Origin of the sequence: Lentzea kristufekii, assembly GCF_033949925.1 — a bacterium.
Lineage (GTDB): Bacteria > Actinomycetota > Actinomycetes > Mycobacteriales > Pseudonocardiaceae > Lentzea > Lentzea kristufekii.
In genome coordinates this window covers 150583-163488 of record NZ_JAXAVV010000011.1, presented here as the reverse complement: position 1 = coordinate 163488, position 12906 = coordinate 150583, and the positions used below count along the sequence as shown (strand labels likewise).

Annotated in this window: 13 protein-coding genes; 7 read left to right on the top strand and 6 right to left on the bottom strand. The window is 69.2% G+C overall.

What is annotated here, in order from left to right:
* Positions 1-30: 30 nt before the first annotated feature.
* Complete coding sequence (locus tag SK571_RS23220) at positions 31-630, bottom strand: TetR/AcrR family transcriptional regulator (RefSeq protein WP_319986192.1); 600 nt, start codon at positions 628-630, stop codon at positions 31-33.
* An 89-nt stretch (positions 631-719) separates the two neighbouring features.
* On the opposite strand from SK571_RS23220, the gene SK571_RS23215 reads away from it, so the two are divergent.
* Positions 720-1598, top strand: a complete 879-nt coding sequence (locus tag SK571_RS23215; protein ID WP_319986191.1) for an alpha/beta fold hydrolase — start codon at positions 720-722, stop codon at positions 1596-1598.
* On the opposite strand, the gene SK571_RS23210 is transcribed toward SK571_RS23215, so the two are convergent.
* Complete coding sequence (locus tag SK571_RS23210) at positions 1565-1933, bottom strand: carbohydrate-binding protein (RefSeq protein WP_319986190.1); 369 nt, start codon at positions 1931-1933, stop codon at positions 1565-1567. The genes SK571_RS23215 and SK571_RS23210 overlap by 34 nt on opposite strands.
* A 338-nt stretch (positions 1934-2271) precedes the next feature.
* Here SK571_RS23210 and SK571_RS23205 point away from each other — a divergent pair, with 338 nt between their 5' ends.
* From SK571_RS23205 to SK571_RS23190, 4 genes are read left to right on the top strand one after another with little or no spacing between them, the layout of a single operon-like run.
* A complete protein-coding gene (locus tag SK571_RS23205; protein WP_319986189.1) occupies positions 2272-3252 on the top strand; it encodes an iron ABC transporter substrate-binding protein in 981 nt (326 codons plus the stop codon).
* A gap of 56 nt (positions 3253-3308) precedes the next feature.
* The gene (locus SK571_RS23200) at positions 3309-4769 is read left to right on the top strand and encodes an ABC transporter permease (protein ID WP_319986188.1); all 1461 of its coding nucleotides are present in this window, start codon (positions 3309-3311) and stop codon (positions 4767-4769) included.
* Positions 4766-5767, top strand: a complete 1002-nt coding sequence (locus SK571_RS23195) for an ABC transporter ATP-binding protein (protein ID WP_319986187.1) — start codon at positions 4766-4768, stop codon at positions 5765-5767. Before SK571_RS23200 ends, SK571_RS23195 begins: the two co-directional genes overlap by 4 nt.
* The gene (locus SK571_RS23190) at positions 5764-8127 is read left to right on the top strand and encodes an AMP-binding protein (RefSeq protein WP_319986186.1); all 2364 of its coding nucleotides are present in this window, start codon (positions 5764-5766) and stop codon (positions 8125-8127) included. The genes SK571_RS23195 and SK571_RS23190 overlap by 4 nt, the downstream gene beginning before the upstream one ends.
* On the opposite strand, the gene SK571_RS23185 is transcribed toward SK571_RS23190, so the two are convergent.
* Entirely contained in the window at positions 8044-9087 is a 1044-nt protein-coding gene (locus SK571_RS23185; RefSeq protein WP_406602022.1) for a helix-turn-helix transcriptional regulator, read from the bottom strand. The two genes, SK571_RS23190 and SK571_RS23185, sit on opposite strands and share 84 nt — an antisense overlap.
* 63 nt (positions 9088-9150) lie before the next feature.
* On the opposite strand from SK571_RS23185, the gene SK571_RS23180 reads away from it, so the two are divergent.
* Entirely contained in the window at positions 9151-10293 is a 1143-nt protein-coding gene (locus SK571_RS23180; RefSeq protein ID WP_319986184.1) for an epoxide hydrolase family protein, read from the top strand.
* A 204-nt stretch (positions 10294-10497) separates the two neighbouring features.
* Here SK571_RS23180 and SK571_RS23175 read toward each other — a convergent pair whose 3' ends face one another.
* The 3 genes from SK571_RS23175 to SK571_RS23165 form a co-directional block, all read right to left on the bottom strand.
* Positions 10498-11196: a type 1 glutamine amidotransferase domain-containing protein gene (locus SK571_RS23175; protein ID WP_319986183.1), complete on the bottom strand. Its 699-nt coding sequence runs from the start codon at positions 11194-11196 to the stop codon at positions 10498-10500.
* An 84-nt stretch (positions 11197-11280) separates the two neighbouring features.
* On the bottom strand, positions 11281-11868 hold the full coding sequence (locus SK571_RS23170) for a TetR/AcrR family transcriptional regulator (RefSeq protein ID WP_319986182.1): 588 nt from the start codon (positions 11866-11868) through the stop codon (positions 11281-11283).
* A 154-nt stretch (positions 11869-12022) separates the two neighbouring features.
* Positions 12023-12376: a DoxX family protein gene (locus tag SK571_RS23165; RefSeq protein WP_319986181.1), complete on the bottom strand. Its 354-nt coding sequence runs from the start codon at positions 12374-12376 to the stop codon at positions 12023-12025.
* Positions 12377-12469: 93 nt separating this feature from the next.
* Between SK571_RS23165 and SK571_RS23160 the strand changes: the two genes are divergently transcribed.
* Positions 12470-12874 carry a MarR family winged helix-turn-helix transcriptional regulator gene (locus SK571_RS23160; RefSeq protein WP_319986180.1) on the top strand — a complete coding sequence of 135 codons (405 nt, stop codon included), beginning with the start codon at positions 12470-12472 and terminating at the stop codon, positions 12872-12874.
* The last annotated feature ends 32 nt before the right edge of the window (positions 12875-12906 follow it).

Here is a 12906-nt window from a genome sequence, read left to right as displayed (position 1 = left end):
CCCGCGTACTCCCCCGAGGTGGCGTGGCCGCTAGCCGGCGAACAGGTGCCCGAGCCGGTAGTCGATGATCCGCGTCGCCTGTTCGGTGTCGTAGGCCTCGACCAGAATTGCGCTGAGCAGGCCGGCGGTCATGGTCGCGAGCGCGTCGGCCTCCAGCCGGGTGTCGAAGTGCACCGGAACGCCGCCGCGCTGCTGGGCTTGGTCGAGCTGGCCGGCGAGCAGGCGTACGAGGTGGGGCAGCATGGCCTGCTGGTCCGGAGCCTGGCCGCCACGGGTGACGTCGACGGCGAAGTAGGCGATCTGCACCGCGCACAGCATGCGGCTGCGTTCGTCGGCCGGCAGCACGGAGAGCAGGCACGCGCGGACGACGGCGCGTTCGTCGCCTGTCCGCAACGCCTCGGCGATGTCTCGTCCTGACCGCTCGCCGTTCAGTTCGGTGATGCGGTGCCAGGCGTACTGCAGCATCTGCTCCTTGGCGGGGAAGTAGTACTGCACCTGGAACATCGAGATGCCGGCCTCCGCGGCGACCGCCCGCAGCGTCACCGCCTGAAGGCCCTGCGTCGCCGCGATCCGGAAGAGCGCCTCCGCGATCTCACGCCTTCTCTCGTCGTGGTCAACGCGTTTCGGCACGTGATCACTGTGCCACACCGGCCTGCTGGCCTGACGAACCGATTTGCCATAACATTGCATCTGCATTGGAAAAACGACCTGGGGGCGGGATGCTCGGAAGATTCAAGGATCAGAAGGCGCAGGAGAGGTACTTCGTCACGTACGAGGCGATCTTGCGGAAGTGGCCCGTTCCGGCTGAGGAGCTGGACGTCGAGACGCGGTTCGGGCCGACCCGGGTCCGGCGCAGCGGCACCGGGCAGGGCACGCCGATCGTGCTGCTGCACGGCGTCATGGGCACGTCGTTGTCCTGGTATCCCTACGTCGCCGAGCTGGCCGAGCGGCACACGGTGTACGCGGTGGACACGATCGGCGAGCCGGGTCGCTCGGTTCAGACGCGTCCCGTGCAGAGCGGCGAGGACCAGGCAGACTGGCTCGCCGACGTGCTCGCAGGCCTCGGCCACGAGGAGTTCCATCTCGTCGGGATCTCCCGCGGCGCCATCTTCGCGCTGGACCTCGCCACGCGCTCCAGTGACCGGATCGCCAGTGTGATCGCCTTCGAACCGGGGGGCTTCGGGACCATCGGGCTGCGGTTCGTCCTCTGGGGCTTCGGCCAGATGTTCCGCTGGCTGCTGCCGGCGCCGATCCTGCGCCGGATCATGTCCGGAGATCCCCACGTGCGCCGCACCCTGGCCCCGTTGCTGTTGCGCGGGCTCAAGTACGAAGCGCACGTCCCGCCGCAGCACGAGTTCACCGACGACGAACTGCGCGCGATCGACGTGCCCGTCCACTTCGTGTTCGCCGAACGCAACGGCGTCTACGACGCGCGCGAGGTCACTGCCCGCGTCCAGTCGCTCAATCCCCACCTCCACGCGGAGATCGTGCCGAAGACCACCCACGCACTGCCCCTGGAGGAACCGGAGCTGACGATCTCCCGGATCCTCACCCTCGTCGAGGACTACGAGGCGGCCTTGCCGGACGATTCCCCGTGACCCAGCCAGTCGAGGTTGATCGAACCGGTGTCGCCCGCGCGGCAGGACAGCGTCACCACCGGGTCGCGACCGCTCAGCGGGACGTTGTCGAAGGTCACCGTGCCCCAGGCGTCCCAGCTGTCGGAGACCTTCGGGAAGCTCACCTGGCGCACCACGCGTCCGTCCACAGAGAGCGTCATCGTGCGCGCATCGCTGTTGGCGTTCGCGTACCGGACGGTGATCGCGCCCGAGCCTTGCCCCTCCGACGCGCGGTGCAGCATGAACGACGACGCGGCGCCCTGGGCCCAGAGTCCGTCGTAGCGGCTGCGCACCGACCTGATCGCCTGGATCGACACCGACGTCCATCAGTGCTCGCACCGACCCGCACCTTCACGGAGCCGGACCCAGCGCCGGACGTGGCGAGTTTCTTGATTTGCCCCGTGACGTCTTCCGGCAGCACCACGAAAGCTCACGAGCCCCTGTGTCAAGCATCTCATGACCACGTTTCGGCGACGAAGGCGAGCTCTTCAAAATATGGGACCAAACAGGTGATGTGTCCGTCGTCGCATCACGTAATGGCATCCACGTCTTGAATGTGGCTTAGGTTAGCTTTACCTTGTCGACACCCGTTCTGACCTGGGGGGTGAGCTGAGGAGGACCGCTGGTGAGGCGTCGTGCACGCACCGTGACGCTGGTGGCAGCACTGTTGGCGTCGACGTTGACTGCTTGCAGTTCAGCAGACGACCTGATCATTTACTCCGGCCGCAACGAACAATTGGTCGGGGCCCTCCTGGACCAGCTCGAGGACGCCGTCGGAATCGATGTCGAGGTCCGCTACGGCGGCAGCGGAGAAATGGCCGCGCAGCTGTTGGAAGAAGGTCAGGGCAGCGAGGCGGACCTGTTCTTCTCGCAGGACGCCGGCGCGCTGGGCGCGGTCGGGGCGCAGGGCAGGCTGGCCGAGCTGCCCGCGGACGTGCTCGGCATGGTGCCGGAGACCTACCAGGCGCGTGACAAGCGGTGGGTGGCGACGAGCGCACGGGCCCGCGTGATCGCTTTCGACCCCCGTGTGGTCGGCGAGGACGAGCTGCCCAAGTCCGTCGAGGAGGTCGTCGACCCGAAGTGGAAGGGCAAGATCGGCTACGCGCCCGCCAACGGGTCCTGGCAGGCGTTCGTGACGTCGGTGCGGGTGCTCAAGGGCGAGGACTTCGCCAGGGACTGGCTGAAGAAGTTCGCCGCCAACGAACCGAAGCGCTTTGACAACAACAACAGCATCCTCAAGGCGGTCGACGACGGTCAGCTCCCCTTTGGACTGATCAACCACTACTACTGGTACGCCATGGTCGCGGAGAAGGGCGGCGAGGCCAACGTCAAGGCCAGGCTGCACCGGGGCGGCGGTGGTGATCCGCTCGCGCTGGTCAACGTGGCCGGTGTCGGGATCATCCAGGGCTCCAACCAGAGCGAGGCCGCGCAGAAGGCCGTACGGTTCCTGCTGTCCGAGCAGGCACAGCGGCACTTCGCCGACGTCACCGCCGAGTACCCGGCGAATCCGGGTGTGAAGCCGGGCAAGCACCAGCTCCCGCCGATCACGGACCTGCAGGCGCCCGACATCGACCTCTCCAAGCTGTCGTCGTTGCAGGAGACGGTGAAGCTGTTGCAGGAAGCGGGGTTGTCCTGAGGCCCGGACACCGGGCCGCCCCAGCTCTCACCACGCTTTCGCTCCTCGTCGCCGCGGTGGCCGTGCTGCCGCTGGCGTACCTGGCCGTGCGTTCGTTCGAACGCGGCGGAGGTGTCGTGTGGGACGTGCTGGCCCGGACCCGGACCGCGGAACTGGCACTGCGCAGCTTCTCGCTCGCGGTGGCGGTGACGGCCGCGTGCATCGTGCTGGGCGTGCTCAGCGCGTGGCTCGTGACGCGCTCGGACCTGGCCGGGCGGCGGGCTTTCGGAGTGCTGCTCGTGCTGCCGCTCGCGGTGCCGTCGTACGTCGCCGGGTTCACCTGGATCTCCGTGGCACCACAGCTCACCGGGTTCACGGGCGCGTTCGTGGTGCTGACGCTGGTGTCGTACCCGTACGTGCTGCTGCCGGTCGCCGCCGCGCTGCGCACGGCCGATCCGGCGGTGGAGGAGGTCGCGCGGTCGCTCGGCAGGACCGGTCGTCAGGTGTTCCTCTCCGTGACGCTGCGGCAGATCCGGCCCGCGGCCCTCGCCGGCGGGCTGCTGGTGGCGCTGTACGTGCTGAGCGACTTCGGCGCTGTGTCGCTGATGCGGTACGAGGCGTTCACCCTCGGCATCTACACGAGCTACCGGGCCACGTTCGACCGCACGCCGGCCGCGATCCTCGGGCTGGTCCTGGTGGTGCTGGCGGTCGCGTTGACCATCGGCGAACGCCGGGCGCGCGGGGTCATCGCGCTGCGCGGGCGTCGTCAGCCGCTGACCGTGCCGCTGGGACGGGCTCGCGTGCCCGCGCTGGCCGGGACAGTGGTGTTGCTCGTGCTGACGCTCGGGGTGCCGGTCGTCAGCCTGGTGTGGTGGCTGGTGGCGGGCACCTCGACGTTCGAGGTGTCCGACCTGCTGGCGACCACCGGGAACACCGTCGCGGTGTCGGCGTTCGGCGCGGTGCTGACGCTGCTGCTGGCGCTGCCGGTGGGAGTCCTGGCGGCGCGGCACCAGGGCCGGCTCGCCAGAGGGGTCGAGCTCGCCAGCTTCGCGGGGCACGCGCTGCCCGGCATCACCGTCGGGCTGGCACTGGTGTTCTTCGGGATCAGGTTCGCGCCTGCGCTGTACCAGACCATCCCCATGCTGGCCTTCGCGTACGCGGTGCTGTTCCTGCCCTTGGCCGTGGGAGCTGTGCGCACCGGCGTGGCGCACGCACCGCCGGTGCTGGAGGACGTCTCGCGATCGCTCGGCCACGGGCGTTGGCGGACAGCGTTGCGGGTCACCGTGCCACTGTCCGCGCCGGGCGTCCTGGCCGGCGCCGCGCTGGTGTTCCTGACGTGTGCCAAGGAGTTGCCGGCGACGTTGCTGCTGCGGCCGACCGGGGTCGACACCCTGGCGACCGAGCTGTGGACCCGCACCGAGGTCGCCGCTTATGCCGCTGCGGCGCCCTATGCGGCGGTGCTGCTCGTGGTGGCGGCGATTCCCGCGGTGGTGCTGGACCGGTTCCTGCGCCAAGACGATTCGGCAGGTGAGCGATGAGCGGCTTGACGGTGAAGCGACTGGTCGCGGGCTACGGCGGAGAACCCGTGCTGCGCGAGGTCGACTTCGAAGTGCCGGAAGGCGGGTTGCTGGCGGTGCTCGGGCCTTCCGGGTGCGGCAAGACGACGCTGCTGCGGGTCCTCGCCGGATTCCACCCGATCGCCTCGGGCGAGGTGTGGCTGGGCGAGCGGCAGCTGACCTCCGACGTGCCGCCGGAGCGGCGCGGGATCGGGATCGTGCCGCAGGAGGGCGCGTTGTTCCCGCACCTGAGCGTGGCGGGGAACGTCGGGTTCGGGCTCAGCCGGGGTGAGCGCGGTGACCGGGTCGAAGAGCTGCTCGACCTGGTGGGCCTGGGCGGGTTCGGCTCGCGGATGCCCGCACAGCTCTCCGGCGGCCAGGCGCAACGGGTGGCACTGGCCCGCGCTCTGGCACCCCGGCCCGGGGTCGTGCTGCTCGACGAGCCCTTCTCGGCGTTGGACGCCGGTCTGCGCGAAGAGCTGAGGGCTGACGTCCGCGCGACGTTGAAGGCGGCCGGCGCGACGGCGTTGCTCGTGACGCACGACCAGGAAGAAGCACTGGGTGTCGCGGACCACGTGGTGGTGCTGCGAGACGGCGTCGTGGCGCAGTTCGCCCGGCCGCAGACGATCTACACCTCGCCCGCTGATCTCGGGGTGGCGTTGTTCGTGGGCGAGGCGGTGACGTTCGCCGGCGTCGCCCGTTCCGGCCTGGTGGAGACACCGCTCGGGATCCTGCCGACGTCCGGTGACGGTCCCGGCACGGTGTTGTTGCGGCCCGAGCAGCTGATCCTCGGCAGCACCGGTGTCCCGTCCACTGTGGACGACGTACTGTTCCACGGGCACGACGCGACGGTTCTGTTGCGGCTCGCCGACGGCACACGGGTGCGGTCACGCGTGCAGGGCCGCATCTCGGTGCGGGCCGGAGACGCGGTCTCCGTGTCGGTCGACGGGACCGCCCTGTTCTTCGAGGGCACACCGTGACGGCCACGGCGGACCTCGGGTTCGCTGATCGTCTCGCGGAGCACGGTGACCGGCTCGCCCTGGTGACACCCGACGGCTCGCTGACCTATCACGAGCTGGACCAGCGGGTGACCTCGGCGGCGGAGCGGCTCGGCACGACGCGGCGGTTGGTGCTGCTAGCCGCGGAGAACGACATCGACTCGGTCGTGGCCTACCTGGCCGCGCTGCGCGGCAGGCACCCGGTCGTTCTCGCGTCCACCGCGCAGATTCCCGCTCTGACCTCCGCCTACGACCCGGACGTGGTGATCTCGGGCTCGTGGACGGAACGGCACGCGGGCACCGTGCACGCGCTGCACCCCGAGCTGGCGTTGCTGCTGTCGACGTCCGGTACGACCGGCTCACCGAAGCTGGTGCGGCTGAGCGCGGACAACCTCGCCGCGAACGCCGCCGCGATCGGCTCGTACCTCGACATCCGGGAGACGGACCGCGCCGTCACGTCCTTGCCGCTGCACTACTGCTACGGCTTGTCGGTCGTGAACAGCAACCTCGCGCGCGGCGCCGGGCTGGTGCTCACCGCACGATCGGTGATCGAGCCGGAGTTCTGGGATCTCGTGCGTTCCCACGGCGTGACGAGCCTGCACGGAGTGCCGCACACGTTCGGGCTGCTGGACGGCATCGGCTTCGAGTCCGTGGACCTCCCGAGTCTGCGCTACGTGACGCAGGCCGGCGGCCGGCTGCCCCCCGCGGACGTGGTCCGGTACGCCCAACTGGGCGCCGCGCGCGGCTGGCGGTTCTTCGTGATGTACGGCCAGACCGAGGCCACCGCGCGCATGGCCTACCTTCCGCCCGAACTCGCCGCCTCACACCCGTCCGCGGTCGGTGTCGCGATCCCCGGCGGAAAGCTGCGCATCGACGACGGCGAACTCGTCTACAGCGGCCCCAACGTCATGCTCGGGTACGCCCACGCGCCCGAAGACCTGGCGCTGGGACGCACGACCTTCGAGCTGCGGACCGGTGATCTGGGAGTGGAGTCCCACGGCCTGTTCTCGGTGACCGGCCGCAAGAACCGGTTCGTGAAGCCGTTCGGGCTGCGCGTCGACCTGGACCAGGTCGAACGCTCGCTCGCCGCCGACGGCCTCCGCGTGGCCTGCACGGGTGACGACAGCGGCCTGGTCGTCGCCGTGCTCGGCGACGCGGACCGCGCGGCGAGGTTGGTGCGCGCCCTGACCGGCCTGCCCGCGACCGCCGTTCGCACCTACGCCGTGACGTCGTTTCCGTTGCTGTCCAACGGCAAAGTCGACTACCGAGCCGTCGTGGCACCGTCCAGTCGCGACTCGAACTCCGTGCGCGAGGTGTTCAGCTCGGTTCTCGGCGTGCGGTCCGTGCCGTCCGACGCGACCTTCAACTCGCTGGGCGGCGACTCGCTGCGCTACGTCCAGATGACCGTTCAGCTGCAACGGTTGCTCGGCGACCTGCCGTCCTCCTGGCCGACGATGCCGGTGTCGTCGCTGGAAGAGCTCCGCGCCGAGCACCGCCGCGTCCCGCTGATCGACACCACGATCGTGCTGCGGGCGTTGGCGATCCTGCTCATCGTGGGCTCGCACGTCGGTTTCTTCAAGCTGCTCGGCGGCGCGCACCTGCTGCTCGTGGTCGCGGGCTGGAACCTCGCCCGCTTCCTGCTGCCCGCCGATCCGCTCCGGATCCTGCGGGCGGCGGCGCTGATAGCGGTGCCGACCTCGCTCTGGCTCGTCTACCGGATGGCTGTCACCGACGACGTGACCATCGACAACGTCCTGCTGGTCAACAACTTCACCCGTGTCGGCGCAGCCGGGTACTGGTTCGTCGAGGTCGTCGTGCACGTCCTTCTCCTGTGCGCACTGGTCTTCGCCGTACCGGCGATCCGGCGCTGGGAACAGCGGCATGGCTACGCACTCGCGTTCGTGATGCTCGGCCTGACACTGGCGCTCAGGTTCACCGTCGACGGCGATTTCTTCGCTCGCAACATGACCACGCTCGGCGCGGCCTGGTTCGTCGCCCTCGGCTGGCTCGCCCAACGCTCCCCCGCGTTGTGGCAGAAGTGCTTCGTCGTGGTGGTGCTGGTCATGATGGTCCCCGGCCGGATGGAGGACCTCTCGCGCGAGATCGTCGTGATCGCCGGCGTGATCCTGCTGCTGTCACTGGCCCGCGTGCCGGTGCCGCGCGGACTGCTCACCCCGGTGAGCCTGCTGGCCAGCGCGTCACTCGCCATCTACCTCACGCACTACGCCGTGTTCCCGCACCTGCAACCACAGGTGCCGTCACCGATCGTGTGGGTCGTGTGCATCGTGGTGGGGTGCGCGGTGTGGCTGGGAATCGACCGCGCGATCAAAGTGGCTCGCTGACGCGGTGGATGCGTCCCCCGCCGCGCGGCGGAACCTCGTCGCGAGGCGGTCGAACGCCACCGCGAGCTCGTCTCCGTCGATCACCTCGATGTCGACGTCGAGCTGTGCCATCCACAGCGCGAGCCGGTCCGGGTCGTCGGAACCCACCGCGACACGGCACGTGGACTCGTCGACCTCCTCGATGTCGACCGGGATGTGGATCTTCGCGGCGACCTCGGCCGCGGGAGCGTGCACGAGTACCTGGGCGCGGTACTTCCAGGCACCCTTGCTGACGCGTGCGACGACGTACTCGACGGCACTGGCCCCCGGGATCACGCGCGGCCGGAACCGCGCACCCGTCGGTGCGTGCGGAACCATGCGGTCGACACGAAAGACCCGCCAGTCGTCACGGTCGAGATCCCACGCCAGCAGGTACCAGAGCGTTCCCCAGCTCACCAGCCGTTGCGGTTCTGCGTGGCGCGCCTCCTCGTCGCCCCTGGGCTTCGTGTATCCGAACCGGAGCCGTTCGTGGCTGCGGATCGCGGCGGCGACCGCGCCGAGAACCGAGGGATCGAGCGTCGGCCCGGCTCCTGGAACAACGCTCATCGCCTCGCGCACGGCCTCCACGCGCCGACGCAGACGCGAGGGCAGCACCTGCTCCAGCTTCGCGAGCGCGGTCAGCGAGGTCTCTTCGACCCCGAGCCTCTGGGTCGCGACCGCACCCAGTCCGACCGCGACGGCGACGGCCTCGTCGTCGTCGAGCAGCAGCGGGGGCATCGCCGTCCCGGCGGCCAGCCGGTACCCGCCCGCGACGCCGGGCCGCGCGTCGACGGGATAACCGAGCGACCGCAGCTTGCCGACGTCGGCGCGCACGGTCCTCGTGCTCACGTCGAGCCGGTCAGCGAGCTCGGTGCTCGTCCAGTCGCGCTTGAGCTGGAGCAACGACAGCAGTTCGAGCAGACGAGCCGAGGTCTCCAACATGTTCTCGATCATTCCAGCAATCGCGGAAGCCATCCTGCCGCAATTGCTGAAAACGTCCAGGTCATGAACGAGAACAACGCACTCACGCCGTTCCACGTCGACATCCCGCAGACGGACCTCGACGACCTGCGCAACCGGCTGGCGCACACGCGCTGGCCGATCCCCGTGCCGGGCCGGGACGAGCGCACCGACTTCAGCCGCGGCATCCCGCTGGTGTACCTGAAGGAGCTCGCCGAGTACTGGCGCGACGGGTTCGACTGGCGTGCGCAGGAGGAGAAGCTCAACGAGCACGATCAGTTCACGACGGTCGTCAACGGCCAGACGTTCCACGTCGTCCACGCTCGATCGGCGAACCCGAAGGCGACCCCGCTGATGCTGAACCACGGCTGGCCGGGATCGTTCGTCGAGTACCAGCGACTCCTCCCGCTGCTGACCGACGAGTTCCACGTGGTCATCCCGGCCCTGCCCGGCTTCGGGTTCTCCACCCCGCTGTCCGGGACCGGCTGGGAGCTGGCGCGGACGACAAAGGCCTACGCCGAGATCATGACGCGTCTCGGCTACGAGAGGTTCGCGGCCCACGGCACCGACATCGGTGCCGGCACCACCGGCCGTCTCGCGGCGATCTACCCCGAGCGCGTCATCGGCACCCACATCGGCGTCGACCCCCGGTTGCTCGGGTTGCTCGGCGCCAAGTTCCCCTTCCCCGACGGCCTGTCCGATGACGAGATCGCCCAGATCGAGGCGGTGCGCACCGAGGACGCGGCCGATCACGGGTATCTCCTGATGCAGGACCACCGTCCCGACACGATCGGCGCGGCGCTCACCGACTCGCCGGTCGGCCAGCTCGCGTGGATCGCCGAGAAGTTCAAGACCAGGACCAGCGGCGACCACCGGACGCCGGACGAGTCGGTCGACCGCGACCAGCTCCTCACGAACATCAGCCTGTACTGGTTCACCCGCAGCGGCGCGTCGAGCGCGCAGTTCTACTACGAGTCCGAGCACTCCGGACTCGACCTGGTCATGGCGTCCGGCGTGCCATCGGGATGGGCCGTGTTCGACACCCACCCGCTCGTGCGCCGCGCGATGGATCCCTGGAAGGCGATCGGTCACTGGAGCGAGTTCGCCGAGGGTGGTCACTTCCCCGCGATGGAGGAGCCGAAGCTGCTCGCGGACGACATCCGCACCTTCTTCCGCGGCATTTCCTGACCCCCACGCCTGCAACGAGGAGCCACCTGTTCCACGAAGAGCTCGTTCGTGGTTCAGGCGTTCCTCGTCATCGTGGGCGGGATTGGCACCACGCGCAGCTGTCGGACGGCATCGGTGATGGGTCGGGCCCGCCGGGCCAGGGCCGTGGAGGCCTCCGGCCCGGCGGGGTCGTCGAGCCGCTCGCGCAGCATCACGACCCAGGGCTCACGCGCCGGTCTTGGTGGTCTTGGTGACGAGTTCGATCAGTGCGTCGGCGGCCGGACCGGAGGAGGCGGGGTTCTGCCCCGTGATCAGCAGGCCGTCGACCAGGACGTACGGCGCCCAGTCGTCGCCCTTGGAGTAGTCGCCGCCCAGCCGCACGAGCTCGTCCTCGACCAGGAACGGGACCACCTCGGTGAGCTGGACTCCCTCTTCCTCGCTGTTGGTGAACCCGGTGACCTTCTTGCCCCGCACCAGCGGCGTGCCGTCCGCGTTCACCGCGTGCTGCAGGACGCCGGGGGCGTGGCAGACCAGGGCGAGCGGCTTGCCGGCGCGCAGGGTCGTCTCGATCAGCCGGATGGAGGTGGCGTCCTCGGCCAGGTCCCACAGGGGGCCGTGACCGCCGGGGTAGAAGACGGTGTCGAAGTCGTCGACGGAGACGGAGTCGAGGCGGACGGTGTTGGCGAGAGCGTCCATTGCCGCGGCGTCGGCTTCGAAGCGGCGGGTCTCGTCGGTCTGGCTGGCCGGCTCGTTGCTCTTGGGGTCCAGCGGGGGCCGGCCGCCCTCGGGCGAGGCGAGCACGATGTCGAAGCCTGCGTCCCGGAAGCGGTAGTACGGGGCGGCCAGCTCCTCCAGCCAGAAACCGGTCTTCCTGCCGGTGTCGCCGAGCTCGTCGTGCGAGGTGAGGACGAGGAGAACCTTCATGAGTACTGCTCCTTCGAATGTCGCCGGCCTAGTAGACCAGTCGTCTCTCAGTGATCAAAACTTGTGGTGGGCCATGCGGCGGCGTTACACGTGCAGGAGCCGGCGAGTGACCGTCATGGTCGTGTCCAGAGGGCTGATGTCGCGGTGGATCTTGGCCATGACGCTTGCGCCGAGCCACATGTCGTACAGGGCCTCCGCGGTGGCACGGGCGTCGCCGTCGATCGCGAGCGAGCCGTCCTCCAGGCCGGCGGCGATCACCCGTTCCAGGCGGTCGACGATGGCGGTGGTGCCTTCCTTCAGCGCGAGCCGCATCGACTCCGACAGGTCGGCGACCTCCGCGCCGAGCTTGACGGCCAGGCACTTGCCCTGGCACTCGTCGACGCTCTGCGTCTCGCGCCAGCTCTGCCAGTAGTTCATCAGCCGCTGCGCCGAGGTCAGGCCCGGACCGGCGAGAACGCGGTCCATGTCCGCGAGGTAGTCGACGAAGTACGACTTCATCATCGCCTCGCCGAAGGCGTCCTTGGAGTTGAAGTAGTGGTAGAAGGACCCCTTGGGCACTCCGGCCTCGGAGAGGACCTCGTTGATCCCCACGGCGGCGAACCCCTTGTGCGACATGATCCGCTGAGCCGCGTCGAGAATGCTGCGACGGGTGTCGCCCTGGGCGCCTGGCATGGATTCCATCCTAGCAGCGATTAGACCGGTCGTCTAGTCGGTCGGCCATTGAGGAAGCCGAGCAGGAAGGGTTCCAGCGAGGCCAGGAGGACGGCCTTGGCCGCGCGGGCGGAACCGTAAGCGGATGGGGCGCACGAGTCCCAGGCCAGGGCCCTCAGGCAGTCAGGATTCGCAGCACCAGCGCGGCCGCCGCAAGAAGCGTGAGCATGACCGCCGGCACGGTCTCGGCGACCTTGTCCTCGGCGCGCACGTGGACGATCACCGCGCCCGCCATCAGCACCGTCAGGCCGAGAGCCGCCGCGATGCCCAGCGGCGCCCACCACAGACCGATGAGCAGACCCGCGGCGCCCGCGACCTCCAGCAGGCCGATGTTGCGGTAGCCGTTCGCGGTGAACCCGTGCGTCTCGGCGGCGGTGACCATCGCGGGCACCTTCATGACCTTCGAGACCCCGGCCCCGATGAAGGCGACGGCGAGCAGTGCGCTGAGAACAAGCGTTGCGATGAACATACGATGGAACATAGCAGATCGTTGACGTCCATCAATGGTTTAGTCGGCCGCTATAGTTGTGGGGTGGACGGGGAACGGGTTGGAATGCTCCTGATGCACCTGGGAAGGGACGTCGACGTCCGGCTGCGCAGGCAGTTGAGCACCTACGGCCTCACGCCCAGGCACGGATACACGCTGTCGCACCTGTGCGAGAACGGTCCGACGAGCCAGCAGAGCCTGCTGGAGGTGCTGGACGTCGACCCCAGCGTCCTCGTCGCGATCCTCAACGACCTGGAGAACGCCGGCCTCGCCGAGCGCAAGCGTGACCCCGAGGACCGCCGCAGGCACATCGTCGAGATGTCCGAACAGGGCCGCACCGCGCTGACGGCCATGGAGGGCACGATCGACACGATCGAACGCGAACTGCTGGCCGACCTGTCCCCCACCGACGCCGACCACCTGCGCTCACTCCTGTCGAAGGTCCGCTCCCCCGGCGACTCCTCCTGCGCGGGCGACTAGAGCCTCGACTGCCGCTCGCGTTCATCCACCGG